The organism is Salinicola sp. LHM, from assembly GCF_034479735.1.
GTDB lineage: Bacteria > Pseudomonadota > Gammaproteobacteria > Pseudomonadales > Halomonadaceae > Salinicola > Salinicola salarius.
In genome coordinates, this window is record NZ_CP140261.1 from 558177 (window position 1) to 583255 (window position 25079).

The 25079-nt window shown below is 62.7% G+C and carries 21 protein-coding genes; 12 read left to right on the forward strand and 9 right to left on the reverse strand.

The window, feature by feature from the left end; genetic code table 11:
• Positions 1 to 106 precede the first annotated feature (106 nt).
• Both R5R73_RS02755 and R5R73_RS02760 read right to left on the reverse strand, forming a co-directional pair.
• Positions 107 to 1111, reverse strand: a complete 1005-nt coding sequence (locus R5R73_RS02755) for an IS481 family transposase (protein WP_322528703.1) — start codon at positions 1109 to 1111, stop codon at positions 107 to 109.
• Between the two features lie 42 nt (positions 1112 to 1153).
• Positions 1154 to 1993, reverse strand: a complete 840-nt coding sequence (locus tag R5R73_RS02760) for a reverse transcriptase family protein (protein ID WP_322528704.1) — start codon at positions 1991 to 1993, stop codon at positions 1154 to 1156.
• Between the two features lie 727 nt (positions 1994 to 2720).
• Here R5R73_RS02760 and R5R73_RS02765 point away from each other — a divergent pair.
• Both R5R73_RS02765 and R5R73_RS02770 read left to right on the forward strand, forming a co-directional pair.
• Entirely contained in the window at positions 2721 to 3257 is a 537-nt protein-coding gene (locus R5R73_RS02765) for an HPP family protein (protein WP_322528705.1), read from the forward strand.
• A 137-nt stretch (positions 3258 to 3394) separates the two neighbouring features.
• A complete protein-coding gene (locus R5R73_RS02770) occupies positions 3395 to 3700 on the forward strand; it encodes a hypothetical protein (protein WP_322528706.1) in 306 nt (101 codons plus the stop codon).
• A gap of 39 nt (positions 3701 to 3739) precedes the next feature.
• Here R5R73_RS02770 and R5R73_RS02775 read toward each other — a convergent pair whose 3' ends face one another.
• The gene (locus R5R73_RS02775; protein ID WP_322528707.1) at positions 3740 to 3973 is read right to left on the reverse strand and encodes a hypothetical protein; all 234 of its coding nucleotides are present in this window, start codon (positions 3971 to 3973) and stop codon (positions 3740 to 3742) included.
• A 395-nt stretch (positions 3974 to 4368) separates the two neighbouring features.
• On the opposite strand from R5R73_RS02775, the gene thpD reads away from it, so the two are divergent.
• Both thpD and R5R73_RS02785 read left to right on the forward strand, forming a co-directional pair.
• On the forward strand, positions 4369 to 5319 hold the full coding sequence (thpD, locus tag R5R73_RS02780) for an ectoine hydroxylase (protein WP_322528708.1): 951 nt from the start codon (positions 4369 to 4371) through the stop codon (positions 5317 to 5319).
• A 217-nt stretch (positions 5320 to 5536) separates the two neighbouring features.
• On the forward strand, positions 5537 to 6199 hold the full coding sequence (locus R5R73_RS02785) for a fumarylacetoacetate hydrolase family protein (protein ID WP_322528709.1): 663 nt from the start codon (positions 5537 to 5539) through the stop codon (positions 6197 to 6199).
• 92 nt (positions 6200 to 6291) lie between these two features.
• Here the strand turns inward: R5R73_RS02785 and speA are convergent, their stop codons facing one another.
• The 3 genes from speA to R5R73_RS02800 form a co-directional block, all read right to left on the reverse strand.
• Positions 6292 to 8202, reverse strand: a complete 1911-nt coding sequence (gene speA / locus R5R73_RS02790; protein ID WP_071232678.1) for a biosynthetic arginine decarboxylase — start codon at positions 8200 to 8202, stop codon at positions 6292 to 6294.
• A 181-nt stretch (positions 8203 to 8383) separates the two neighbouring features.
• The gene (locus R5R73_RS02795; protein WP_322528710.1) at positions 8384 to 9340 is read right to left on the reverse strand and encodes a homoserine kinase; all 957 of its coding nucleotides are present in this window, start codon (positions 9338 to 9340) and stop codon (positions 8384 to 8386) included.
• Positions 9341 to 9506: 166 nt separating this feature from the next.
• Positions 9507 to 9788, reverse strand: a complete 282-nt coding sequence (locus R5R73_RS02800; protein WP_322528711.1) for a DUF2782 domain-containing protein — start codon at positions 9786 to 9788, stop codon at positions 9507 to 9509.
• A gap of 227 nt (positions 9789 to 10015) precedes the next feature.
• On the opposite strand from R5R73_RS02800, the gene polA reads away from it, so the two are divergent.
• The 3 genes from polA (at position 10016) to nadA (ending at position 15541) form a co-directional block, all read left to right on the forward strand.
• Complete coding sequence (gene polA / locus R5R73_RS02805; protein WP_322528712.1) at positions 10016 to 12793, forward strand: DNA polymerase I; 2778 nt, start codon at positions 10016 to 10018, stop codon at positions 12791 to 12793.
• 269 nt (positions 12794 to 13062) lie between these two features.
• Positions 13063 to 14478, forward strand: coding sequence for an NADP-dependent phosphogluconate dehydrogenase (gene gndA, locus R5R73_RS02810; RefSeq protein WP_322528713.1), 1416 nt, complete (start codon positions 13063 to 13065; stop codon positions 14476 to 14478).
• A gap of 13 nt (positions 14479 to 14491) precedes the next feature.
• Entirely contained in the window at positions 14492 to 15541 is a 1050-nt protein-coding gene (nadA, locus tag R5R73_RS02815) for a quinolinate synthase NadA (RefSeq protein WP_322528714.1), read from the forward strand.
• Positions 15542 to 15633: 92 nt separating this feature from the next.
• On the opposite strand, the gene R5R73_RS02820 is transcribed toward nadA, so the two are convergent.
• Positions 15634 to 16407: a MipA/OmpV family protein gene (locus tag R5R73_RS02820; protein ID WP_322528715.1), complete on the reverse strand. Its 774-nt coding sequence runs from the start codon at positions 16405 to 16407 to the stop codon at positions 15634 to 15636.
• Positions 16408 to 16770: 363 nt separating this feature from the next.
• Between R5R73_RS02820 and R5R73_RS02825 the strand changes: the two genes are divergently transcribed.
• Genes R5R73_RS02825 through R5R73_RS02835 form a run of 3 tightly spaced genes read left to right on the forward strand, consistent with a single transcriptional unit; the run spans position 16771 to position 20703 of the window.
• A complete protein-coding gene (locus R5R73_RS02825) occupies positions 16771 to 17463 on the forward strand; it encodes a (2Fe-2S)-binding protein (RefSeq protein WP_322528716.1) in 693 nt (230 codons plus the stop codon).
• On the forward strand, positions 17460 to 18455 hold the full coding sequence (locus R5R73_RS02830) for a xanthine dehydrogenase family protein subunit M (RefSeq protein WP_322528717.1): 996 nt from the start codon (positions 17460 to 17462) through the stop codon (positions 18453 to 18455). Before R5R73_RS02825 ends, R5R73_RS02830 begins: the two co-directional genes overlap by 4 nt.
• Positions 18456 to 18477: 22 nt before the next feature.
• Positions 18478 to 20703 carry a xanthine dehydrogenase family protein molybdopterin-binding subunit gene (locus R5R73_RS02835; RefSeq protein WP_322528718.1) on the forward strand — a complete coding sequence of 742 codons (2226 nt, stop codon included), beginning with the start codon at positions 18478 to 18480 and terminating at the stop codon, positions 20701 to 20703.
• Positions 20704 to 20880: 177 nt separating this feature from the next.
• Here the strand turns inward: R5R73_RS02835 and R5R73_RS02840 are convergent, their stop codons facing one another.
• Both R5R73_RS02840 and R5R73_RS02845 read right to left on the reverse strand, forming a co-directional pair.
• Positions 20881 to 21381, reverse strand: a complete 501-nt coding sequence (locus R5R73_RS02840) for a DUF302 domain-containing protein (protein ID WP_110636494.1) — start codon at positions 21379 to 21381, stop codon at positions 20881 to 20883.
• Positions 21382 to 21435: 54 nt separating this feature from the next.
• Complete coding sequence (locus R5R73_RS02845) at positions 21436 to 23154, reverse strand: Na+/H+ antiporter (RefSeq protein ID WP_110636497.1); 1719 nt, start codon at positions 23152 to 23154, stop codon at positions 21436 to 21438.
• A gap of 388 nt (positions 23155 to 23542) precedes the next feature.
• On the opposite strand from R5R73_RS02845, the gene R5R73_RS02850 reads away from it, so the two are divergent.
• Both R5R73_RS02850 and R5R73_RS02855 read left to right on the forward strand, forming a co-directional pair.
• A complete protein-coding gene (locus tag R5R73_RS02850) occupies positions 23543 to 24076 on the forward strand; it encodes a (2Fe-2S)-binding protein (protein WP_322528719.1) in 534 nt (177 codons plus the stop codon).
• A gap of 14 nt (positions 24077 to 24090) precedes the next feature.
• Positions 24091 to 25077 carry a xanthine dehydrogenase family protein subunit M gene (locus R5R73_RS02855; protein ID WP_322528720.1) on the forward strand — a complete coding sequence of 329 codons (987 nt, stop codon included), beginning with the start codon at positions 24091 to 24093 and terminating at the stop codon, positions 25075 to 25077.
• Positions 25078 to 25079 lie beyond the last annotated feature (2 nt).

Consider the following 25079-nt stretch of genomic DNA (forward strand, 5'->3'; position numbering starts at 1 on the left):
ACTCTTCCCATGCAGCGATTGTAGTCTTTTCTATAAGTATGCGTAGTCCTGTAATTCGTTATCGTTGCCAACTTTTCTATTGATCTGACGGCAGCGCGGATTTTGCTTACTTCTTTTGCAGGTAGCTGTCGGGTCCCGTGTGATTAACCACCCGCCTGGTAAATAAGTCAGGCCGTTTAGTCTGCCATTCTTTCATCATCGCAATAGGTGATTGATGGTGCAGTGCCTTCTGCGGGATGTGGTGATTGTACAGCCAGGTATAGCGTTTCAGCGTCTGTTCCAGGTCCTCGCCTGAGGCATAGCTCCGAGTCGCCAGCACGTCGCTGATGCGGCCGTTGAAGCGCTCCACCATGCCGTTCGTTTGCGGCTTTCCCGGCTTGATCAGGCGGTGTTCGATGTCATGTGCCTGGCACTCCTGGTCAAACGGATGCCGGCCGCTGGGCTTGCGCTCACCTGCACGTGTGAAGCGATCGGTAAAGGATTTGCCGTTGTCAGTCAGCACCGTCTGGATCTTGAAGGGCGCCTTCTCTTCCACCTGCTTCATGAACGCGCGAGCATCCTTCGCGGACTGACTGCTTCGGATCTCCAGATACACCCAACGCGTGGCGCGATCGATGGCGACGTACAGGTAGCGTTTCTGCTGCTCGTCGGGCATCCGAGGCAGGTGCTTGATGTCGATGTGCACATACCCCGGTTCGTAGTCCTTGAAGGGCTTGTGCCTCGGCTTCTCGTCATCTCCGATGTCCTGCCGAGCCAGTTCCGCCAGTGTCGGCACGCCGCGCCGCTGGAGCATGCGATGCAGGCCGGAGCGAGACAACCGGGAGTTTAGGAACTCACGCGCCACGACGAGGAGATCATCCAGGCCGAGGCGAAGGAATTCGCGTGCTGCGATCAGCACCTCCTCCTGCTCGGGCGTGAGCGTGGCCAGCAGGTTGTGACGCGTGTGCGATCGATCATGGACATCGTCACGGTAGCGCCAGCGCCGTATGGTCGCGGTGGCGACGCCATACTGGCGAGCCAGCTCGCTATCCGTGATGCTGGAGGGCGCTGCCTGGATCTCGGCCCGGATCTTCGGTGTCGTGGTCGCTTGTTTATGCAGCTTGATGTCCATGAACTTGCTCCCGGATGAATTGCTGAAGAAGCTCTCTCGCTGCTAGCAGAGGATAACTTCTATAGGCGATCCGATCATCCGGGACCCTACAGGTAGCCTCGGAGACTGGAACGATACTCTTAGGCCATGCACAATCAAAGGAGTCGAAGAGTCATAAGTTACAGAGCACTTTTCTTCATTTGTTGGAAGGTCTTTTTGATCGAGCATGTCGTAAATTATTCTTTTCGCATAGCCGAAATCGTAATTGCTGACCTTGGATGAGACAGTTATATCATCTACATATCTAGTATAGGTCAGGCCTTTCTTTTTTAATCTTTGAACTACGGAATACTCTGAAAAGTTGAGCGTTAAGCACGCTAGATAGCTAGAAGTTAGTCCGCCCTGTGGCAAGCAGTCGTTAAAGGTGCAAAGGTCTGTAAGGATTTCACTTATTTCTTTGGGATAATGTAGAATATCCTGGAAGATGTTGATTACATGATCCCGGTGAATGTTGTCGAAAAAATCTTTGATATCTATTTTTAATAGCGACTTGGAGAGGCAGTGTTTTGAGGCACAGGCAATGTAGTCTTTTCTTACTTCTTCGTTTGTCCCTTTGTAAGAGTTAGGAATTGATCCGTAGATGTAATCAGGCCAAGAAATAATATTTTCGTTGGCAAGGATGTTTTTGTTGATTCTGGATTGGACCAATCTTATAGAGGGATGAGGGTTATAAACAGTTCTTTTAGTACCATCACTCTTTGGTATAGCTCCCTTGACCTCGACATATCTCGACTCGGCAGGGATTGTTAAAGCTTTATTGAGCTGCTCACGACTTAGGTTTAGCCCTGATGCAAGGCTACCCATAGATGCAATTGAATTACTAGAGACTTTGAATTGGTGCATCACCGAGCTCTAAGGGGATTGAATAGTAGACGCTACCTACCATCACACAGGCACTACACAGCTGATCATGCTTTCGCTACCGTTAGGATGCCAAAACAGCAATCAGCTGTGCCGGCGCGTCTACCTTTGTCACGAGGTTGTGCAGGCTTTTATTCCAAGGTCCCGCCCTTCCCCCACTTCAGCTCTTTCGAGCGCCCCGAAGGGCTTCCTGGCATCCTATTAGCGGCAGCTGCCACAAGTAAGCGGTACGCTTACGCTAAGTTGAATCTACGTTTTGCGTAACAATATGTCAATTCGCGTAGTAATTATATTTCGGCAGACGAGTAAAGTGACGTTTAGCGCTCCGATCTTGGTGCATTTTTGGTACAATCGCTGTGCCAAAACAAACCTATAGTGATTTGTCAGATCCCTTGTGATGCCGGCTCTGGCAGGCCCGGAGCGCTGCATCCTGGTTGCGATGATACCTGGTTCCTGAATTCGTAATGTGTAAGTCGGTGGTTCGAGTCCGCTTACTGGCACTCTCCAAGCATACTGCTTGATTTCATGGTTACTCGGCTACTGGTTCTCCGCCCCGGCGAGCATGGTCTGGAGCAGTGCGCCTCGCTGAAAAAGGAGGCTCCATTCCCCCTTAGCCCGCGCACTCTAAAACCATAGCCAAGCGCTATTTGGCGGGCTCGTTGCCCGATGGCAATATAGCGCTCCTTTTTTATCGGCTTCCTGGGTCAAGATGGTCAAGACGTATCTCGGTAAGATGAAAGGCTCGCCAGTGAGCCGCAAGACTCCCTGCTGGCGTGACGCGGTCTGGTCATGGCTGGGCGCGTTTCTGGGCATGGCCGGTGTGGGATGGCTGAGTGCGCAGTCGCTTCAGACGCATTCGCTGCTGATGGTAGGGTCCTTCGGCGCGACCTCGGTACTTCTCTACGCCGCGCCGGAAAGCCCGCTCGCCCAGCCGCGCAACGTGCTGTTCGGCAATCTGCTCTCGGCGCTGTGCGGCGTACTGGTCTGGAAGCTGCTCGGCGATAGCTGGGTCGCGGCGGCGGTAGCGGTATCGACCTCCATCCTGCTGATGCAGTTGACCCACACGCTCCATCCGCCGGGCGGCGCGACGGCGTTGATCGCGGTGATCGGGTCCGGGGAGCTGCACTCGCTTGGCTGGTCCTATGCGTTTTTCCCGGTAGCGACCGGGTGCCTGCTGATGCTGCTCATCGCGGTGCTGATCAACAATCTGGCGCGGCATCGCCGCTATCCGCTGCACTGGTGGTAAGCCGCGACTGACATCTGATGTTTCTCGCGCCTCGGGTACTACAGCTTTCAGGCGGCGCCAGGTCGTGCGCCTCCTTACACTCAGGGTTTTCGTCGCGATTCCGGCCCGGCGAGCGGGCCATCAGGAACGGGAATGCCATGAAAACCCTCAGCTGTTTCATGACCGTCATCTGCGTGATGAGTTGGAGCGCGGGTTCGAGCGCCGGCGGGGGCGCCAGTGCCCATGCAGAAGAACCGCTGAATTGTGCCAACTTCCGTTGCCACTTTGGCGATGTCCCCAAGGCCGACCCGCCCTTGATTGCCGAGCCGTTCGTCTCTTTCTATCGGGATGCGGTGGTCAAGCCGATGCGGCCCTACCATGACTGGGAACCCACCGCCTGGCGACTGCCGAATCCTCGCGCTGCCAAGACGTCCGACAAGGCCGGCACGACGCCGATGGACTGATCGTCATGCCGTCGCCATTGCCATTGCCATCGCCGACGATCATGCGGCGTTGGCGCGATCCTGCCCCGGCCGGTCCTGGCCGGATTGTTTCTTTTTGTCACGCGTTCTGTCACGACTCAGGGCGATCATCGCGTTTTCCAGGTCTGCCGAGTAGCACTTGAAGGCGGTGCAGTTCGCGCAGCGAATCTGCTGCCTCTCCTCGGCCCGCACGGGGAGATAGAACTGATCGTGATCGCAGATCGAGCAGGTGAGATCCAGCGTGACGCGAATCATGGCGTACCTCCAGAGATTGGGAAGAAGCGAGCGTGGTCTGGGCTCGTCGTTCTGGGGGCATAGTGTGGCGTGGTGGTATGACGCCATGATGAAAGCCGTATCCGGCATTGTGTCGTCGTGTAAGCGGGTCAGAGGCGATTCAGCATTAATTGATTTACGTTATCGTTGCCGCAGTCGGCGGATGTCACCGTGAGCGCCACTGGAGAAGCGGCGGCGACTTCCACCGTTGCAGGATTTGAAATTTCCGTCCGTTTTTCTAGGATGAGTATCCCTTTGAAAGATAACCGAGGATCCTTTGACCCTTTCCTAATCAAGTTTAGTGCGACGCACTGTTCGATGCTTCATCGCACCTAGGACTGGATCTGAACCCTGATCACAAACTTGGAGGTGATTGGATGTCAGTACAGACCGCATCCCCCAAAACCCAGAATGCCACGTGGACGAAGCAGGATCGCTATCCGACACGCCTACGCCAGCCGCAGGAAGCGCTCTGGCAGCCGCGTCAGGAGGAGGTCGTCAAAGGGCGCCATCTGGATGGCCCGTTGAGCGGCGAGCAACTGGATCGCTTCGAACGCGATGGTTTTCTCTTCGAGCCCAACTTCCTGGGCCAGGCGGAACTCGAGGCGTTACGGGCAGAACTGGCCGTGATGCTCGATCGCGACGATTTCCGTGACCGGGACTTCTCGATTACCGAGCCGCAGAGCCACGAGATCCGCTCGCTGTTCGCGATTCATCACCTGTCCCCGCGTTACAACGAATTGGCGCAGGATCAGCGCCTGATGGGCCGCGCCCGTCAGATCGTCGGCGGCGATGTCTACGTGCATCAGTCTCGCATCAACTACAAGCCCGGCTTCCACGGCAAGGGCTTCAACTGGCACTCGGACTTCGAGACCTGGCACGCCGAAGACGGCATGCCCGAGATGCACGCCGTCAGCGCCTCGATCGTGTTGACGGACAACCATCACTTCAATGGCCCGTTGATGCTGATCCCCGGCTCGCACAAGGTGTTCGTGCACTGCCTGGGCGAGACGCCGGACGACAACCACAAGCAGTCGCTGAAGCAGCAGGAACTTGGCGTGCCGAGCAACGAAGCGCTGCGCGAGCTGATCAATGCGCGCGGCATCGAAGCGCCCACCGGCGCCGCGGGCGGGCTGTTGCTGTTCGACTGCAACACGCTGCATGGCTCCAACGCCAACATGTCGCCGGACCCTCGCAGCAATGCGTTCTTCGTCTACAACCGTCGCGACAATGCCTGCGTGCAGCCGTTCGGCGCCCGGAAGCAGCGTCCGTCGTTCCTGGCGCATCAGCCGGACGAAGTGTGGACGCCCCAGCAGGGCACGCACTGAGACCCTGATCGCGCCGGCCGGTACCGGATCGCCCGCAGGCGCTCGGAATTGACCGAAAAGTCGGCGTGGTGCCATAAGCCGCCGTTGGAGGTAGACTCGATGAGTTGCCGCCAGCGGCGGCTTCTTGCGTCTAGAGGCTCGATTTTCGCCTGGAAGGTCGATCTCTCTATCTCTCTAGAGATTCTCAACGGTCATCGCTTTTGCTTTGGAGCTCGCCATGCCTTTCATCACCCGATTCACCGACGGTCTCGAGACCGGCCTGCCGCTGGGCAAGATTCTCTGCGTGGGGCGCAACTACGCCGAACACGCCAAGGAACTCAACAACCCGGTGCCGCAGTCGCCGATCCTGTTCATCAAGCCTGCGACCAGTGCCGTCGAGCTGGAAGAGCCGATCGAGCAGCAGTTCGCCCATGGCGAGGTGCATTTCGAGACCGAGCTGGCGCTGCTGATCGGCGAGCGCATGAGTCATGTCAGTGCGAAAGAGGCGATGAAGGGCGTGGTCGGGGTCGGCCTGGCGCTAGATCTGACGCTGCGAGACGTGCAGTCCGCGCTCAAGGAGAAGGGCCACCCGTGGGAGCGGGCCAAGGCGTTCGACGGTGCCTGCCCGATCTCGCGTTTCGTGCCGGTGGAAGGCGATGTCGACTGGAGCGCGATCACGTTCCATCTCGATATCGACGGCAAGCGTCAGCAGAGCGGCAAGACCAGCGACATGCTGTTCGACATACCGTCGCTGATCGAGGAGATGACCCGCACCTTCACCCTCGAGCCGGGCGACGTGATCCTGACCGGCACGCCCTCCGGCGTCGGCCAGCTACCCCGCGACGCGGTACTCGGCCTCTCGCTCTCGCTGGGGCTGGATGTCGGCACGCGCACGCGATAAAACCCGCTACGGGCTACGAAGAGCGCCAGCGGCATTCACCGCTGGCGCTCTTCTCTTACCGGAGACCATATTGCTCTCGCGGCTCGCGGCCATCACTCCAGATAGGTATAACCGCTGAGCCCTTCCGACAGCTCGCTGACGAACAGTTCGCGCTCTTCGACGCTCAGCGGGCTGGCGATCAGCTGTTCGGTGAGCTTCTGCTTGAGCGCCACGGCGTCGAAGTTGACGTAGCCGAGCACGTCGGCGACGGCGTCACCCTGCTGGACGTGGGAAAGCCGCCACTCGCCGTTCTCGTCGAGGGCGACGTCGACCGAGTCGGTGTCGCCGAACAGGTTGTGCAGGTCGCCGAGGATCTCCTGGTAGGCACCCACCAGAAACAGCCCGATCAGCTTGTCGTCATCGTCGTCCCACTCCGGCAGCGGCAGCGTGCTTTCGAGCCCCTGGCCGTCGACGTAGAGATCGATCCGGCCATCGGAATCGCAGGTGATGTCCTGAATCACGCCGCGGCGGGTCGGTTCGCGATCCAGCCCGGTCAGCGGCAACACCGGGAAGACCTGATCGATCCCCCAGACGTCCGGCAGCGACTGGAACAGCGAGAAGTTGGCGAACAGCTTGTCGGCGAGCTTTTCCGCCAGCTCGTCGGCAATTTCCCGGTGCGCGCGATTGCGGTTGTCGAGGCGCTTGTGCAGGCGCTGGCAGGCGGCGAAGTAGACTGATTCGCCCTCGGCGCGGGCCTGCATGTCGGCCAGCCCGAGCACGAAACGATCCTGCAGTTCGCCCACCGCCTGGACCACGTCGTGATACGCCTCGACCAGATCCCGCGGCTCGCGCATGCCTTCGAGACGGTCGTAGACGCGCCACAGCTCGGCCACGTGGGCGTCGCCCTCGACCCGACGCTCCGGCTCGATGTGGCCAAGCCGCTCTTCACCGATCACGTTGGTGACCAGCACGGCGTGATGCGCGGTCAGCGCGCGGCCGGATTCGGAGATCAACTGCGGGTGCGGCAGATTGTGGGTTTCGCAGATCTGGCGGAAGGCCCACACCACGTTGGTGGCATATTCCTGCATCGAGTAGTTGATCGAGCAGAAGCTGCGCGAACGGGTTCCTTCGTAGTCCACGCCCAGGCCGCCGCCGACGTCCACCGTGTCGATCGGCGCGCCCAGCTCGCGCAGGCTGTGGTAGAAGCGGGCGCACTCGCGCAGGCCGCGCTGGATATCGCGAATGTTGGCGATCTGCGAGCCGAGGTGGAAGTGCACCAACTGCAGGCTGTCCAGCGCATCGGCGTCGCGCAGCCGTTCGGTGATGGCCAGCAGCTGGCTGGCGGTGAGGCCGAACTTGGACTTCTCGCCGCCAGTATCCTGCCACTTGCCCTTGCCCACCGAGGAGAGTCGGGCGCGCAGGCCGATGCGCGGCTTCACCTTGAGGTTTTCGGCCTCTTCCAGGATCAGGCTCAGCTCGGAGTATTTCTCGACCACCAGATAGACCTTGTGGCCGAGCTTCTCGCCCATCAGCGCCAGGCGGATGTACTCGCGATCCTTGTAGCCGTTGCAGACGATCAGCGACGAGCCGTCGTCGCCGGAAAGAGCCAGCACCGCCATCAGCTCCGGCTTGCTGCCCGCTTCCAGTCCGACCCGGCCATGACCGCGCTCCTGGGTAGCGAGAATCTCCTCGACCACGCGGCGCTGCTGATTGACCTTGATCGGGTAGACCGCGGTGTAGCTGGCCTGATAATCCTCCTCCTTCATCGCGCGGTCGAAGGCCATGCAGAGCTGTTCGACGCGATCGTGGAGGATATCGATGAAGCGAACCAGTACCGGCAGGCGCAGCCCGGCGTCGCGCAGGCGGTCTACCAGGGTGTCTAGCACCAGCGTCGGCCCGGGCACTTCACTGCCCAGCGGGCGGACCAAGGTGCGGCCCAGATCGTCGACATCGAAATAGCCGCTGCCCCACTGGTCGATATTGTAGGTGCGGCGGGCTTGTGCGGCGGGGGAAGAGTGCTGCATGACGTTCTCCGTGCGACCGGTGATGAACGACCGGCGATGAATCCCGGCGTGAATGATGACGATGGGCCGGGAACGCGAATGGCGCGCATTATGACGTCGCGAGAAGATCACGACCACTGATGTCAGGGAAAAGCTAGTCGAAAGAGGCCGGCAGTGCAGGCCTCGTGACGAAAATCGCGACTCATCCGGCGGCGTCGGGCAGCGCCGGCACGCGGCCGTCGAGGCGTCGGCCCAGCAGGATGCGGAAGCGCGCCGGATCGTGCGGCGTGATGTCGTGCGCCGGCGGGTCGACATGGATCACCAGCAGCCGCGACAGCCAGTAGCGCAGCGCCGTCAGCCGCAGCATGGTCGGCCACAGTTCGCGTTCCTGCCCGGTCAGCGGGCGATGCGCGAGATAGGCGCCGAGGATGGCCTCGTAGCGTGGAAGATCGAGATCGCCGGCGTCGTCGCTGGCCCAGTCGTTGATCACGATCGCCAGATCGAACAGCAGATCGCCGGTGCAGCCGTTGTAGAAATCGATGATGCCGCCGAGCCGGTCGCCATCGTACAGCGTGTTGTCGCGGAACAGATCGCCGTGGATCGCGCCCGTGGGCAGCTCGATGCCGTCGAACGCCTGGGCATAGTCGGCGATCTCGCGGGTCATCAGGGCTTGATCGTCCGCCGAGAGAAACGGCAGGACTTCGCGATGGCGGCGCTGGAGCCAGTCGAGATTGCGCGGGTTGGTCCGCTCGCCGGTGAAGTGCTGCGAGGCCTGGTGCATCCGGCCCAGGGCATCGCCGAGCGCGGCGCACTGGGTCAGGTTCGGGGCGCTGGGGTGGCTGCCCGGCATGCGCGGAAACAGCAGGGCGGGGCGGCCGGCCAGGCGTTGCAGCGCGACGCCGTCGCGATCGTGGACCGGGCCCGGCACCGGCAGCTGACGCTCGGCCAGATAATCTAGCAGATCGACGAAGAACGGCAGATCCTCGAACTCCCCCTGCTCGAACAGCGTCAACACCCACTCGCCCTGTTCCGTGGTGACGAAGAAGGTACTGTTCTCGGTACCCTGCGGCACGCCCTTGAGCGCTTGCAGGCGGCCGACGGAGTAGCGGTCGAGAAACTCGGCGACCTGTTCGTCGCTCAACGGGGTGAATACGGCCATGGGATCTCGGAATCTGGGGCGGACATTAGTGATAAAAAACCGCTGATGAAAAACCGCAGGATAAAAAAGCCAGCGCGCATTGTAGCGGCTCGCGGGGCGCTCTCCTACCGGCTATTGGACGCCGGAGGACAGCGGCGTCGGGCGTGCCGGCGCTCGAAAACCGGGGTCAGTCGTTCTGAACCCAGTCCGGCACGGGAACGCTGGGCGCGTCGATCCGCTTGAAGTCGCCATCGCCATTGTCGTCATAGAGGAAATAGGCCTTGCCGTCGTTGGGGGCGATGCGAATCGCGTAGAGCTTGCCGTTGACCCGGTACTCGTCGATCGTGCGCTGGTCGTCCTGCTGGGAAGTGATCCTGGGTTGCACCGCGGACTGGCCGAACGCGGGCAGCGATAGCCCACCGATCAGCAGCGCCGTCAGCAGCAGTGTCGTTCGCGACCATTTCGTCATTCGCGGCCATCTCGTCTTTCGCGACCATGATCTCATGGCAGATTCCTCCGCTCGTGTCGGCCGGCGGATCCATCGGATCCGAACCGGCCGGTTCATCGCTTTCCCTCATTGCCTTCTCTCATTGTATCGCTTTCCCCCTGGGGGACGCAGGGGGTGGATGCCCTGACGGCGAGCCGTGGCTTGCGTATCATGTGGGCATCGAAAGCCAGCCACGGATCACGCAGCTCATGGCAGATGCCCCCATCGTCCTCGTCGACGGATCGTCCTACCTCTATCGCGCCTTCCACGCGCTGCCGCCGCTCTCCACCTCCGATGGTCAGCCGACCGGCGCCGTGCGCGGGGTGCTCGCGATGCTCAAGAGCCTGATCAAGCAGTATCCGGACAGCCCCATGGCAGTGGTATTCGACGCCAAGGGCAAGACCTTCCGCGACGAGATCTTCGCCGAGTACAAGGCGCACCGCCCGCCGATGCCGGACGACCTGCGCCCGCAGGTGGAGCCATTGCACGACTGCGTGCGCGCGCTCGGCCTGCCGCTTTTGTGCATCGAGGGCGTCGAGGCGGACGACGTGATCGGCACGCTGGCGCGGCTGGCCACCGAGTCCGGCCGCGACGCGGTGATCTCCACTGGCGACAAGGACATGGCCCAGCTGGTCAACCAGCACATCACCCTGGTCAACACCATGAAGGGCGAGACGCTGGACGTCGCCGGCGTCGAGGCCAAGTTCGGCATTCCGCCGTCGCTGATCATCGATTACCTGGCGCTGATGGGCGACAAGGTCGACAACATCCCCGGCGTACCCGGCGTGGGCGAGAAGACGGCGCTGGGTCTGCTGCAGGGCATGGGTGGTGGCCTGGACGCGATCTACGCCGATCTCGACCGCGTGACGACCTTGAGCTTCCGTGGCGCCAAGACGATGCCCAAGAAGCTCGAGGCCAACCGCGAACAGGCCTATCTCTCTTACGAACTGGCGACGATCAAGACCGACTGCGAGCTGCCGGTGGGGCTCGACGACCTGCATCTGGCCGAGCCCGATCGCGAGGCGCTGAAGGCGCTCTATCAGCGGCTCGAGTTCAAGAACTGGCTGACCGAGCTGCTCGAGGGCAAGGACGAAGGCGTGGATGACGTCGGCGCGGGCAAGGCCGGCCGGTCCGAAATCGACGAGGAGGTGACGCTGACCAAGCCGGCGCGCCACGACCAGACGCTGCTGACGCAGGAGGAGTTCGATGCCTGGCTCGAGCGGCTGAAAGCCAGCGAAGCGTTCTGCTTCGACCTCGAGACGACCAGCCTCAATTACATGGAAGCCGATATCGTCGGTATCGGCCTGTCGCTGGAACCCGGCGAGGCGGCCTACATCCCCGTCGGTCACGACTATCTCGACGCGCCGGCGCAGCTCGACCGGGCCGCCGTGCTGGCGGCGCTCAAGCCGCTGCTGGAAAATCCGGCGATCGGCAAGATCGGCCAGAACCTCAAGTACGATATCTCGGTGCTGGCGCGCTACCAGATCTGGGTGGCCGGCGCGCTGAACGACACCATGCTCGAATCCTACGTGCTGAATTCCACGGCGACGCGTCACGACATGGATTCGCTGGCGCTCAAGTATCTCGGCGAGAAGACCATCAGCTTCGAGGAGATCGCCGGCAAGGGCGTCAAGCAGCTCACCTTCAACCAGATCGCGCTCGAAGAAGCGGTGCCCTACGCCTGCGAAGATGTCGATATCACCCTGCGTCTGCACCAGGTATTGCGGCCAAAGGTGGAGGAAGCCGGACGGCTGGCCGAGGTGCTCGATACCCTGGAGCGGCCGCTGATCCCGGTGCTTTCCCATATCGAGCGTCAAGGGGTGGCGCTGGACGCCACGCGCCTGCACGCCCAGAGCCAGGAGCTGGAAGGGCGCATCCGCGAGCTCGAGACCGAGGCGTTCGAGCTCGCCGGCAAGGAGTTCAATCTCGGCTCGCCCAAGCAGCTGGCGGAGATTCTGTTCGAGGAGCAGAAGATCCCGGTGATCAAGAAGACGCCCAAGGGCGCGCCGAGCACGGCGGAGGCGGTGCTCGAGGAGCTGGCGCTGGACTATCCGCTGCCCAAGCTGATCATGGCGCATCGCGGCATGACCAAACTGAAATCGACCTACACCGACAAGCTGCCGCGCCTGGTCAACCCGGCCACCGGACGGCTGCACACCAGCTACCACCAGGCGGTGACCGCGACCGGGCGGCTCTCATCATCCGACCCCAACCTGCAGAACATCCCGATCCGGACCGAAGAGGGTCGCAAGATCCGCCAGGCGTTCGTCGCCCGCGAGGGCTATCGGATCGTCGCCGCCGACTACTCGCAGATCGAGCTGCGGATCATGGCGCACCTTTCTGACGACAAGGGCCTGCTCGACGCCTTCGCCAACGACCGCGACATTCACGCCGCCACCGCGGCGGAGGTCTTCGGCGTGGCGCTCGACAAGGTCACCTCGGACCAGCGCCGCAGCGCCAAGGCGATCAACTTCGGGTTGATCTACGGCATGAGCGCCTGGGGGCTCTCCCGGCAGCTGCACATCGAAGCCAAGCAGGCCAAGGTCTACATCGATCGCTACTTCGATCGTTATCCAGGCGTTGCCCGCTTCATGGACAACATCCGCGCTCAGGCCGGCGAGGATGGCTTCGTCGAGACCGTGTTCGGCCGCCGGCTCTACCTGCCGGAGATCAAGGCACAGAACCACGCCCGCCGTCAGGCCGCCGAGCGCACCGCGATCAACGCGCCGATGCAGGGCACCGCGGCGGATATCATCAAGCTGGCGATGATCGACGTGCACCACTGGCTCAACCCGGCCCAGGGTGGGGCGGAGTTCGATGCCTGGATGGTGATGCAGGTTCACGACGAACTGGTGTTCGAGGTCAAGGAGAGCCAGGTCGACGGCTTCCTCGTCGCGATCCGCCAGCGGATGGAAAACGCCGCCAGGCTCAACGTGCCGCTGATCGTCGAGGCCAATAGCGGGGTCAATTGGGACGAAGCCCACTAGGCTCGGCTGAAAACTGGCTGCGCTCGCCGACTTTTCAGCTCGAGCCTGCGATGTCTACGCGGATCGCTTCCCCTGCAGTTTCTTGCCGTTGTCGCTGCAGGAGGAGCGAATAGGGAATGGCGATTCGGCGGATCTGCCTCTCTGTTTTACACTACTGTCATCATGAATCGCCGTGCCAGACTGTGTCGAAGCGTTCCGAGCGCGCTCGTTTCTCTCGAAGACTGGACACAGCATGGCGCGGCGGCCTTTTTCGCAAGGAGCACAAGGTAATGGCCAAACAGCAAATCGGTGTCGTCGGCATGGCCGTCATGGGCCGCAATCTCGCCCTCAACATCGAAAGTCGCGACTACACCGTGTCGATCTTCAACCGCTCGCGGGAGAAGACCGACGAAGTGATGCAGGAGAACCCAGGCCGCAAGCTTGTGCCGTTCTACAGCGTCGAGGAGTTCGTCGCCTCGCTGGAAACGCCGCGTCGCATTCTGCTGATGGTCAAGGCGGGCGATGCCACCGACAAGACGATCGAGTCGCTCAAGCCGTATCTGGACAAGGGCGACATCCTGATCGACGGCGGCAACACGCCGTTCGAGGACACCATCCGCCGCAACAAGGAGCTCTCCGAAGCGGGCTTCAACTTCATCGGCACTGGTGTCTCCGGTGGCGAGGAAGGCGCGCTGAAAGGCCCGTCGATCATGCCGGGCGGCCAGAAGGAAGCCTACGACATGGTCGCGCCGATCCTCGAGAAGATCGCCGCGCGCGCCGAAGATGGCGAGCCCTGCGTCAGCTACGTCGGTCCGGACGGTGCCGGCCACTACGTCAAGATGGTTCACAACGGCATCGAATATGGCGACATGCAGCTGATCGCCGAAGCCTATTCGATTCTCAAGGGCTCGCTGGGGCTGTCGAACGCCGAGCTGGCCGAGATCTTCAGCGAATGGAACCAGGGCGAACTCGACAGCTACCTGATCGATATCACCGCCAGGATCTTCACCAAGAAGGATGACCAGAGCGACCAGGACGTGGTCGACATCATCCTCGACTCCGCGGGCCAGAAAGGCACCGGCAAGTGGACCAGCAAGAGCGCCATGGATCTCGGCGTGCCGCTGCCGCTGATCACCGAGTCGGTGTTTGCACGTTTCATTTCCGCGCTGAAAGACGAGCGTGTCGCCGCCTCCAAGGTGCTCACCGGCCCCAAGGAGACCCCGCTCGAAGGCGACAAGGCCGAGTTCATCGAGAAAGTGCGCAAGGCGCTGTTCTTCAGCAAGATCGCCTCCTACGCCCAGGGCTTCGCCCAGATGCGCGCCGCTTCCGAGCACTACGACTGGAACCTCGACTACGGCGAAGTGGCCAAGCTGTTCCGCGCCGGCTGCATCATCCGCGCCCGCTTCCTGCAGAAGATCACCGATGCCTACAAGGAAAATCCCGAGCTCAAGAACCTGCTGATGGCGCCGTACTTCGGCGAGATCGCCGGCAACTATCAATCGGCGCTGCGGGACGTGATCGCTCATGCCGTCCAGAATGGCATCCCGGTGCCGACGTTCTCCTCGGCGATCGCCTACTACGACAGCTATCGCAGCGAGAAACTGCCGGCCAATCTGATCCAGGCCCAGCGCGACTTCTTCGGCGCTCACACCTACAAGCGCGTCGATCGGGAAGGGATCTTCCACACCGAGTGGCTGCAGGACTGACGGAGACAAAGCGATGGCGGAGCTGGAACGGGATCGGGTTCGCGAGCACCTGGCGGGGCATGCCCAGCCGACGCTCGACGAGAGCGCCAGGGCGCACTATCGGGAACGCATCGCGGCGCAGCTGAAGGCCCGTAATGCGGTATTGGTCGCGCACTACTACACCGATCCCGAGATCCAGGCGCTGGCGGAAGCCACCGGCGGCTGTGTGGCCGACTCGCTGGAGATGGCGCGCTTCGGCAAGGATCACCCGGCGACGACGCTGATCGTCGCCGGGGTGCGCTTCATGGGCGAGACTGCCAAGATCCTGAGCCCCGAGAAGCGGGTATTCATGCCGACGCTGGAAGCGACCTGCTCGCTGGATATCGGCTGCCCGGCGGACGCCTTTTCCGACTTCTGCGACCAGCATCCGGATCGCACCGTGGTGGTCTACGCCAATACCTCGGCGGCGGTGAAGGCGCGGGCCGACTGGGTCGTGACCTCATCGATCGCGGTCGAGCTGATCGATCATCTGGACCGGCAGGGCGAGAAGATCCTGTGGGCGCCGGATCGCCATCTGGGCAATCACGTCCGCGAGCGTACCGGGGCCGATGTGCTCTGCTGGGAGGGCGAATGCATCGTCCATGACGAGTTCAAGGCCAAGGGGATTGTCGATCTCAAGGCGCTGCATCCGGAAGCTGCGGTGCTCGTCCATCCGGAGTCCCCGGCCTCTGTGGTGGAGATCGCTGACGTGGTCGGCTCCACCTCGCAGTTGATCGCGGCGGCGCAGAAGCTCGACAATCCCAGCTTCATCGTCGCCACCGACCGCGGCATCTTCTACAAGATGCAGCAGTTGATGCCTGGCAAGACGTTCATGGCAGCGCCCACGGCGGGCAACGGCGCCACCTGCAGAAGCTGCGCCAACTGCCCGTGGATGGCGATGAACGGCCTGGAGAACACGCTGGCGGTGCTGGAAGACGCCAACGGCTGCGGCCAGGAGATTCACGTCGACCCGGCTATCGCCGAGCGTGCCCTGGTGCCGCTGAATCGGATGCTCGAATTCGGCGCCGAGCTGAAGCGGCGCTAGGCTTTCCTGCTTCTTTCTCCGAGAAACGACCTCCGAGAAACGACAGCACCCGCCTTGGCTGACACCGAGGCGGGCGCTTTTATGTCTACGATTTAAAAATGATAATTGACGAAAGCGCCGGCTCGCCACTGCGTCGCATCGCCGATATCGTCGACGATCGGGCTGTCCTCGGCGTCGCCGGTCAGGCGCGAGACGCCGACCAAGCCGGTAACCGACCACTGCCGGGTGAGGTAATAGCTGAGCGACGCGTCGCCGCCGATGGCGAAATAGCCGTCATCCGGGTCATAGGCGTCGATACCCGAGCGCACGCTTTCGCCACGCGAGACGCCGAACATGTCTTCGGTCCAGTCTGCGCTGGTGTATTCGAAGCGCGGACCGATGGTGAAGGCCATGCGTTCGCTGAGCTTGGTGATGTGAGTTGCTTTGAACCTGACGCGATAGCCGTCGACATCGCCGGTGAACGGCGTTTCCGCGGCGGCGCTGTAGCGCCAGGCGTCATCGAGGTAGCTGACGCGCAGTCCGGCTGTGGCACCGCCATCGACTTGCTCGAGATCGTCGATGTCGCCGGTATCGTCGCGGCCGAAGGTGTAGCCGATGAACGGCGCGACACGCCACTTGTCCTGCTTGATGACGTTCCAGCCGATGCCGTCGGTCACGCTGACGAAGAACGTATCGCCGTAAGTGGCATCCAGCGACGGCCAAGCGTTCCATTCGTAGTCGTCGCTGCCCAGATAATCCGGGCTGTAGATCGCCCCGGCGCCCACGGTGCCTTCCCACTCGGGCTGGGCGGCGAGGGCTGCCGAGCTGACGGCGACGCTGCTCGCGGCGAGCGCCAGCAACCAGATGCCATTGCGTGAAGCTGTCATGTCTCATATCCCTGTGACGAAGCGTATCCGGCCAAACATACGGCAGTGTAGGTAAAAAGGCTAGTCGTCGGGAGTATCGTTGCTTATGCCCAATCCTCCTCTATCGCGGCGGATTACTCCTGAATCCGCTGCAACGCTTTGCGCGGCTTCGCGTCCTCTCCTAAGTTGAATGGATATTTGTAAATCAAAGAGCTCTTTGCCGCCTGACACGGCAGGGATTGCCCGACATTCCGGCTAGCGAACTCTCGCCACCTGTGCCGCCTCGCCTGCTCAGAAGCGCGGGACATGTGAGGCGATCTCGATATTGATGACACCGATATCCATAACGAAAACGATCGGGCGGAAACCGATGAGGATGATTCCATGGACGACAACCAGCGTTCGAGTGCGGGCGTAGACATCTACGATCCCGAAAGCAGCTCGGTACGGCCAAGCTCCCCCGGTCGCCGGCGTTTCCTGCAGACCGCCGGTATCTCCGGTCTGGCAGTGGCGGCGGCACCGGCGCTTTCCCAGGTGAGCTACGCCGGCTCGCCGGACGAGCCCGGCACGCAGACCGACGCACCGCCCGCGAAAGGCAAGCAGCGCATCACGCTGACCGTCAACGGCCAGCGTCAGCAGCTCGACGTGACCCCCAACGTGATCCTGCTCGACGCGCTGCGTCACGGCCTCGGGCTCACCGGGACCAAGAAGGGCTGCGACCATGGCCAGTGCGGTGCCTGCACGATCCTGGTCAACGGCACGGCGATCAACTCCTGCCTCAGCCTGGCGGTCACTCATGACGGCGACGAAATCACCACCGTCGAAGGGCTGGAGAAGAACGGACAGCAGCACCCCATCCAGCAAGCCTTCCTCAAGCACGACGCCTATCAGTGCGGCTACTGCACGGCTGGCCAGATGATGAGCGCCGTGGCGATCCTGCAGGATGATGACATCGGCACCAACGATGCCGACGTGCGCGAGGCGATGAGCGGCAATATTTGCCGCTGCGGCGCCTACAAGAACATCGTCGCGGCCATTCAGTCTGCTCGAGGCGCCGTGAAGGGAGGCAACGCATGAGACATTTCGAATACGCCCGTGCCGAGAGCGCGCAGCAGGCGGTCGCCGCCCACGGCAGCGATCGCGATGCTGCCTTTCTGGCCGGGGGCACCACGCTGCTGGATCTGGTCAAGCTCGATGTCATGCAGCCGCACAAGGTGGTCGATATCAATGGCGTCGCCCTCGACGAGATCGAGCGCCTCGACGACGGCCGGCTGCGCATCGGCGCGATGGTGACCAACACCGCACTGGCGCGGGACAAGCGAGTGGTCGAGAACTACGCCGTGCTTTCCCAGGCGCTGCTGGCGGGCGCGTCGACCCAGTTGCGCAACAAGGCGACGACCGGCGGCAACGTCATGCAACGGGTGCGCTGCCCCTATTTCCGCGATGGCGTTTCCGACTGCAACAAGCGTGAACCCGGCAGTGGCTGTGCCGCCATCGGCGGCGTCAACCGCACGGTTCACGCGGTGCTCGGCACCAGCGACAGCTGTATCGCCACGCACCCCTCGGACATGTGCGTGGCGATGATCGCGATCGGCGCAACCGTCGAGGTCGAAGGGCCCGATGGTAAGCGCGAGATCGACTTCGCAGACTTCCACCTGCTGCCGGGCGACACGCCGGCACGGGAGCACGCGCTGGAACCGGGCGAGCTGATTACCCACGTCGTTCTCGATGCGCCACTCGAGGGCAGCCGGTCGGGCTATCTCAAGCTGCGCGACCGTCAGTCCTACCAGTTCGCGCTCGCCTCCAGCGCGGTGATCGTGCGGATGGATGGCAACACCATCCGCGAGGCCCGTGTCGCGATGGGCGGCGTCGGCACCAAGCCATGGCGCGCGCCGGAAGTGGAAGCGGCGCTCAAGGGCAAGGCCGCGAGCGAAGCCGTGTTTGCCGACGCCGCAAAGCTCGCTTTCGAGAGCGCCATCGCCTACGCCCACAACGGCTACAAGATCCCGCTCGGCCAGCAGGCCATCGTGCGCAACTTGGTCGACTTGACCGACCTGACCACCGCCTGAGCCGCCCGCGAGGAGAATCGACATGAGCGACAAACAGCAAAGCATCATCGGCGCGGGCGTGCCGCGTATCGACGGTCCGGACAAGCTCTCCGGCCGCGCCAACTACGCCGCCGACAATCTTCCGCCGAACCTGGCCTATGGTTATGGCGTCTTCAGCACCGTCGCCAGCGGCAAGGTTTCACAGCTGAGCGTCGACGAAGCCCGCAACATGCCGGGGGTCATCGGCATCTTCCACCACGGCCACTTCCCGACGCTCTATCACACGCCGTCGAGCCTGGCCCAGGGCAACAAGGTCGAGGAGACCCGGCTGCCGTTCGAAGACGAACGTGTCTACTACGAAGGGCAATTCGTGGCGCTGGTGGTCGCGGATACCTTCGAGAACGCGCGGGCGGCAGCGCGCCGGGTCAAGGTGACCTACGCGACCGACAAGGCCGTGGCCAATCTCGAGCAGGGCCTCGAAGCCAACGGCACCCAGGCGGGCAGCGGCAATCATGAGCGTGGCGATGCGGCATCGGCCTTCGATAGCGCGGCGACCACCATCGACGTGACCTATCGGACGCCGGTGGAGACCCACAACCCGATGGAGATGCACGCTTCCACGGCGTGGTGGGACAACGGCGATCTGACGATCTTCGACGCCTCTCAGGGCGTGGTCGTGGCGAAAGGGGCGCTCTCCAAGATTTTCGCCATGCCGCCGGAGCGGATCACCGTGCATGCGCCCTACATCGGCTCCGGCTTCGGCAGCAAGCTGTGGACCTGGCCGCACGCCATCGCCACTGCGGCGGCATCCCGCGAGCTGGGGCGTCCGGTGCAGCTCGTCGTGCCGCGCCAGCAGATGTTCACCACCACCGGTCACCGGCCGGAAACGCGCCAGCGCCTGCGGCTGGCCACGGACGAAAACGGCAAGCTGGTCTCGCTGCGTCACGAGTCGATCAATACGACGTCGTTCGTCAATCAGTATGTCGAGACCTGCGGCAGCGTGACCAAGAGCCTCTACAGCTGCCCCAATCTGACGGTGAGCCACGAGACCACCCAGGTGAATCGCGGTACGCCGACCTCGATGCGTGCGCCAGGTGCGGCGCCGGGGCTGTTCGCGCTCGAATCCGCGATCGACGAGATGGCCGACGCTGCCGGGGTCGATCCGGTGCAGTTCCGTCTCGACAACTATGCCGAACGCGACGAGAGCAAGGATCTGGATTTCTCGAGCAATCATATCGTCGAAGCGACGAAACGGGCGGCGGAACGGTTCGGCTGGGCCGATCGCAATCCGAAGATCGGCAGCATGCGCGAGGGTCGCGAGATCGTCGGCTACGGCATGGCGGCGTGCAACTGGGAAGCGCTGAAGATGGCCTGCGACGCGCGCGTCTCGATTCGCGCCGACGGCACGGCGTTCGCCTCCTGTGCCACGCAGGACATCGGCACCGGGACTTACACCATCGTGGCCCAGACGGTCAGCGACGTGACCGGCATCCCGATCGATCGCATCACCGTCAAGCTCGGCGACTCCTCCTACCCGGATGGCCCGGTCTCCGGCGGCTCCTGGGCGACGGCGACCACGCTGCCGGCCATCGCCGGGGCGGCGCGCAATGCGCTCGACGAGATGAAGCGCTACGCCACTGGCAGCAACGGCGCCTTCGCCGGGGCGTCCGGCGATGATCTGGAAGTCGCCAACGGCGGCCTGCGCAATGCCGACGGCAAGCAGGTGAGCTTCGCCGAGATACTTGAGGCCGGTCGTTACGGCAGCGCCGACGGGGAGGCGCATACCGAAGCCGCCGACTCGAAGTACTCCTACCGCTCCTTCGGCGCCCATTTCGTCGAGGTGCGCTGGGATCCGGGTATCTCGCACCTGCGCGTGGCGCGGGTGGTCAGCGCCATCGACGTGGGCCGCGTGATCAACGAGACCACCGCGCGCAATCAGGTCGAAGGCGCCGTGGTGATGGGCATCGGCATGGGCCTGTTCGAGGCCACCGAGTATGACGAGCGCAACGCGCGGCCGGTCAACAACGACTACGCCGAATACGTGGTGCCGGTGCATGCCGACCAGCCGGAGATCGACGTGATCCTGCTCGACTATCCGGATCTGGCGTTCAACGAGTACGGCGCCCGCGGAATCGGCGAGATCGGCGTTACCGGCCTCGCGGCCGCCATCGCCAACGCGGTCCATCACGCCACCGGCAAGCGCATCCGCGAACTGCCGATCACCCTCGACAAGCTGATGGACGACGTGCCCCGTACGCAAAGCGCGTAGTGAATAAAGAGGCGCGCAGCGCATAACAGATAGACAGACGCAGAGCGCGTGATACATCGACTGGCACGATTTGCCTGAGGTGAATCCCTTGGCGGTAAACGCAAGCCGCCGCCCTCCGGAAATGCCAAACCGGAGGGCGGCGGTTTTTTCGATCTCGCTTTTACGGGTTTGATGCTACTACTGCTGCAACGTCGCTTTGACGAGCTTCTGCATCGCCTGCTGCAGCGGTCCGATGGCGGGGCAGTCGGTGGCGCCATGACGTTCGGCGATCCATGCGGGGTCGTTGTAGCCGAGCCAGGTCTGGCCGTCGTCGTCCTGCCAGACCAGCGCCTTCATCGGCAGGTCGATGCCGGCGGTGGGCGCGCATTGCATCAGCGGCGTGGCGGTCTTGGGATCACCGAAGATGATGACTTCGTTGGGCAGCAACGCCATGCTGCGGGACATCGCGCTCTGGCGATGGTCGACACGGGCAAACACGGTCATGCCGCTGGTGCGGACCTGCTCGGCGAAGCGCGAGGCCGTGTCGTGAACGCTGGCATCGCTCCTGGCGACGATGAGCCCCGGCACCTCGGCGGCCGGTTCCTGCGCCAGGACCGGGGCACTGATGGCCAGGGAGGCCAGTGTGGTTGCCAGGATGCGTCGTAGCTTTGCCGTGCGTGGAACGACGGAGCGGATCATGCAGTTCTCTCCCAAATCTGTTCAGTCAGTGAGCGGCTGACGCTGGCTCGTGGATCAATGGTGTGACGTGCTCTGATAACTGGTCAGGGCGGCTTCGGCCAGATCGACCTCGCGGACCAGTTTTCGCAGGACATTATCGTTGATGCGGTCACGCTGGCGCATCTTGTAGTACTGGCGCCGTTCCGCACGCAGCGCTTCCAGGCGAGTCTCGCGCTCCAGTTGGCGTGAGGCGGAAAGCTGTGGTGTTGCCGTATCGGCCGAGTGGAGCGTCAGTCGTTCGCGATAGTAGTTCATCAACTGCGAGCTGACCTCGTTGAAGGCGAGGATCGTTTCGTCGTTGATATGGCTGCGGGCGAATTCGCCCGTGCGGTCGTGGTGATAGCGTTCGATGCGATAGATCGCGGCTTCGGCACCGGCGATGCGCGCCTTGCGTTCTTCCTCGAATTCATGAGTGTCGTTGGGGATCCTGAGATTGCGCAGTACCAGCGGCAACCCGATGCTGCCCGTAATCAAGGTAAACAGAATCACGCCGGTGGCCAGGAAGATCAGCAGCTCTCGTGCCGGGAAGTCGGTGCCATCGTTCATCAAATGCGGAAGAGACAGCGCCGCTGCCAACGTGATCGTGCCGCGGATCCCGGCAAGCGTCGCCGCCAGCATCAGCTTGAACGGAACGCGCCCCGTATCGCCCGCAGAGGATGGATGTGGCTGCCGCTTGAGAGCGGCCATCAATCGCGACAGTCCACGTCCCGTGGCACTGGCGAGCCAGATCCAGACGAAGCGCGAGATGAGAAGGGCGATCGAGATTGCGGCCACGTAGCCCAGCAGGCGCAGGAATTCGTAGTCGCCGACGTCATGCAGCGAATGGTCCAGCGCGCCGCTGATGATCGCGGGCAGTTGGAAACCCAGCAGCAGGAAGACCAGGGCGTTGAGCACGAACTCGAGCATCTCCCATACGCTCTGAGTCTGCATGCGGGCATGCAGTTGACCAACGCGCTTGATGTCGGCGCGGTTCATCACCATGCCGGCGGCTACGGCGGAGAGAATGCCGGACATCCCCAGATGCTCCGCCAGCAGGTAGGCGGCGAAGGGCAGCAACAGCACCAGCAGGATGACCTGTACCGTGGTGGCGTCGCCCAGGTGGCGCTCGATCAACCGTGTGCGCAGAAAGTTGAAGCCCAAAGCCAGCAGACCTCCCACGATCAGGCCGCCAATCGAGATCAGCAGGAAGCTCAGGGTGGCATCGGCCAGCGAGAAGGTTCCGGTCAGGGCGGCGGCGACGGCGAACTTGAACGCGACCAGACCCGAGGCGTCGTTCATCAGCGACTCGCCTTCGAGGATTCTCATCAGTCTCGGCGGCACCGGCAGGCGCCCCGAGATCGACGAGACCGCCACGGCATCGGTGGGGGAGAGAATCGCGGCCAGTGCGAAACAGACTGCCAGCGGCAGCGTCGGGAAAAGCAGATGAATGAAATACCCGACGCCGATCACCGTGAACAGCACGAGCCCCAGCGCCAGGGCCAGGATCGGCCCGCGCAGGATCATGAATTCACGCTGGGGGAAGCGCCGGGCATCGGAGAACAGCAGCGGTGCAATGAACAGCAGCAAGAAAATTTCCGGCTCCAGTTCGACATGCAACCCCGAGGCTGGCCACGCCAGCAGGGCACCGAGAAAGATCTGCACCAGAGGTGTGGGGAGAGAGGGGACGAATCGTGCAATCACCCCGGTCGCTGAAGCGACCAACAGCAGAATCAGAACCAAGAACAGAGTATTCATCGACCCGAGCAACCGGTAGAAATCGTTAGCCGACGAGCTTAGCGGAAGTCGAACGTGTTGGGGGAAGAGGCGACGAAATTTCTTGGCCGGCCGTCGAGCGGGATCGGGATGTGGTGTCTATGCTGTGTTGGCAAGGCGGCGTCGATGTCCTGACAGCATGACGCCGCCTGGTATCCCGTGACGAAAGGCCTGTTTGCCGACCGAAACGCGGTCGGTGTTCGTCTGCGGTGTTCCGGCCTGGCTCGAGCCGTTCCAGCAGGGCTCGGGCCCGTGGCCCAGATCAGACTCGGGTCTTCCGCTCGAGGTGACTGCCCAAGACAACGAACCGTGGCGCAGCGCAGTGACGCGCTGAAGCGCTGCGGTCTTCGACCCCCGATGAGGAGCCGGCATGATGGACGATTCCGTGCATTCCCCCGATGACGCTTTGCAACCCCGCGACGCTTCGCGATCCAGCAATACCGTGACGGTCAGCCTGACGCTCAACGGCGAACCCGTCACCCTGGAGGTCGAGCCCAACGTGGTGCTGCTCGATGCCTTGCGCGAACGCCTCGACCTGACCGGCACCAAGAAGGGCTGCGATCACGGTCAGTGCGGCGCCTGCACCGTGCTGATCGACGGCCACTCGGCCAACTCCTGCCTGACGCTCGCGGTCATGCACGAGGGCTGCGAGATCACCACCGTCGAAGGACTCGCTCGCGATGGCCAGCTCCATCCGGTGCAGGAAGCCTTCCTCGAGCACGACGCCTACCAGTGCGGCTACTGCACGGCCGGGCAGATGATATCGACCGTATCGATGCTCAATGACAAGCGCATCGGCAGCGATGATGCCTCGGTCAAGGAGGCGATGAGCGGCAACATCTGTCGCTGTGGCGCCTATAAGAACATTCTGAGTGCGGTCCAGTCCGCGCGCGCCAAGGCCTGAGGAGGACTTCCTGTATGCGTAACTTCGACTATCAGCGCGCCGGGGATGTCGCCGAGGCGACCGCTCTGCATGGCAACGACCACAGCGCCGATTTCATCGCCGGCGGCACCAACCTGATCGACATGGTGAAGCTCGACATCATGCGCCCGCAGCGTCTGGTCGACGTCAACCGGCTGCCGCTGACCGACATCGAATCGCTCGACGACGGCCGGCTCAAGATCGGCGCGCTGGTGACCAATACCGACCTGGCCTACCACGAGCGTGTCCTCGCCGACTATCCGGTGCTGTCCGAGGCGCTGCTGTCCGGCGCCTCCACCCAACTGCGCAACGTAGCCACCACGGCCGGCAACGTCATGCAGCGCACCCGCTGCCCGTACTTCCGCAACCCGGCGCGGCCGTGCAACAAGCGCGAACCCGGCTCCGGCTGTGGCGCGCTGGAAGGCATCAACCGCAACCATGCGGTGCTGGGAACGAGCGATCACTGCATTGCCGTCCACCCCTCCGACATGTGCGTGGCCATGACTGCGCTGGGCGCGACGATCAGCGTCGAAGGACCGCAAGGCCAGCGCGACATTGCCTTCGAGGATTATCACCTGCTGCCGGGCGAGACCCCCGAGCGCGAGCATGCTCTCAACGACGGCGAGCTGATCACCCACGTCACCCTCGACGCCCCGATCGACGGCGCCAGGGGCCACTATCTCAAGCTGCGCGACCGGATGTCCTACGAGTTCGCGCTGGCTTCCTGTGCCGCCGTGGTGGCCCTGGACGGCGATACCATCCGTGAAGCGCGCATCGCCCTGGGCGGCGTCGGCACCAAACCGTGGCGCTCTCATGAGGCGGAAGCGGCGCTCAGCGGCCAGCCCGCGACGGAGCAGACGTTCGAGAAAGCGGCCGAGGCGGCCATGGCCGGCGCCGTGGCGCATCGCGACAACGCGTTCAAGATTCCACTGGCGAAGCAGGCGATCGTCCGCGCTCTCGCGACGGTGACCGCACAGCGCTAAGG

Excerpts from the sequence above, each read along its gene's own strand:
- R5R73_RS02755 (WP_322528703.1), bottom strand. The coding sequence starts at position 1,111 with ATGGACATCAAGCTGCATAAACAAGCGACCACGACACCGAAGATCCGG.
- R5R73_RS02760 (WP_322528704.1), bottom strand. The coding sequence starts at position 1,993 with ATGCACCAATTCAAAGTCTCTAGTAATTCAATTGCATCTATGGGTAGC.
- R5R73_RS02765 (WP_322528705.1), top strand. The coding sequence starts at position 2,721 with ATGGTCAAGACGTATCTCGGTAAGATGAAAGGCTCGCCAGTGAGCCGC.
- R5R73_RS02770 (WP_322528706.1), top strand. The coding sequence starts at position 3,395 with ATGAAAACCCTCAGCTGTTTCATGACCGTCATCTGCGTGATGAGTTGG.
- R5R73_RS02775 (WP_322528707.1), bottom strand. The coding sequence starts at position 3,973 with ATGATTCGCGTCACGCTGGATCTCACCTGCTCGATCTGCGATCACGAT.
- thpD (WP_322528708.1), top strand. The coding sequence starts at position 4,369 with ATGTCAGTACAGACCGCATCCCCCAAAACCCAGAATGCCACGTGGACG.
- R5R73_RS02785 (WP_322528709.1), top strand. The coding sequence starts at position 5,537 with ATGCCTTTCATCACCCGATTCACCGACGGTCTCGAGACCGGCCTGCCG.
- speA (WP_071232678.1), bottom strand. The coding sequence starts at position 8,202 with ATGCAGCACTCTTCCCCCGCCGCACAAGCCCGCCGCACCTACAATATC.
- R5R73_RS02795 (WP_322528710.1), bottom strand. The coding sequence starts at position 9,340 with ATGGCCGTATTCACCCCGTTGAGCGACGAACAGGTCGCCGAGTTTCTC.
- R5R73_RS02800 (WP_322528711.1), bottom strand. The coding sequence starts at position 9,788 with ATGACGAAATGGTCGCGAACGACACTGCTGCTGACGGCGCTGCTGATC.
- polA (WP_322528712.1), top strand. The coding sequence starts at position 10,016 with ATGGCAGATGCCCCCATCGTCCTCGTCGACGGATCGTCCTACCTCTAT.
- gndA (WP_322528713.1), top strand. The coding sequence starts at position 13,063 with ATGGCCAAACAGCAAATCGGTGTCGTCGGCATGGCCGTCATGGGCCGC.
- nadA (WP_322528714.1), top strand. The coding sequence starts at position 14,492 with ATGGCGGAGCTGGAACGGGATCGGGTTCGCGAGCACCTGGCGGGGCAT.
- R5R73_RS02820 (WP_322528715.1), bottom strand. The coding sequence starts at position 16,407 with ATGACAGCTTCACGCAATGGCATCTGGTTGCTGGCGCTCGCCGCGAGC.
- R5R73_RS02825 (WP_322528716.1), top strand. The coding sequence starts at position 16,771 with ATGGACGACAACCAGCGTTCGAGTGCGGGCGTAGACATCTACGATCCC.
- R5R73_RS02830 (WP_322528717.1), top strand. The coding sequence starts at position 17,460 with ATGAGACATTTCGAATACGCCCGTGCCGAGAGCGCGCAGCAGGCGGTC.
- R5R73_RS02835 (WP_322528718.1), top strand. The coding sequence starts at position 18,478 with ATGAGCGACAAACAGCAAAGCATCATCGGCGCGGGCGTGCCGCGTATC.
- R5R73_RS02840 (WP_110636494.1), bottom strand. The coding sequence starts at position 21,381 with ATGATCCGCTCCGTCGTTCCACGCACGGCAAAGCTACGACGCATCCTG.
- R5R73_RS02845 (WP_110636497.1), bottom strand. The coding sequence starts at position 23,154 with ATGAATACTCTGTTCTTGGTTCTGATTCTGCTGTTGGTCGCTTCAGCG.
- R5R73_RS02850 (WP_322528719.1), top strand. The coding sequence starts at position 23,543 with ATGATGGACGATTCCGTGCATTCCCCCGATGACGCTTTGCAACCCCGC.
- R5R73_RS02855 (WP_322528720.1), top strand. The coding sequence starts at position 24,091 with ATGCGTAACTTCGACTATCAGCGCGCCGGGGATGTCGCCGAGGCGACC.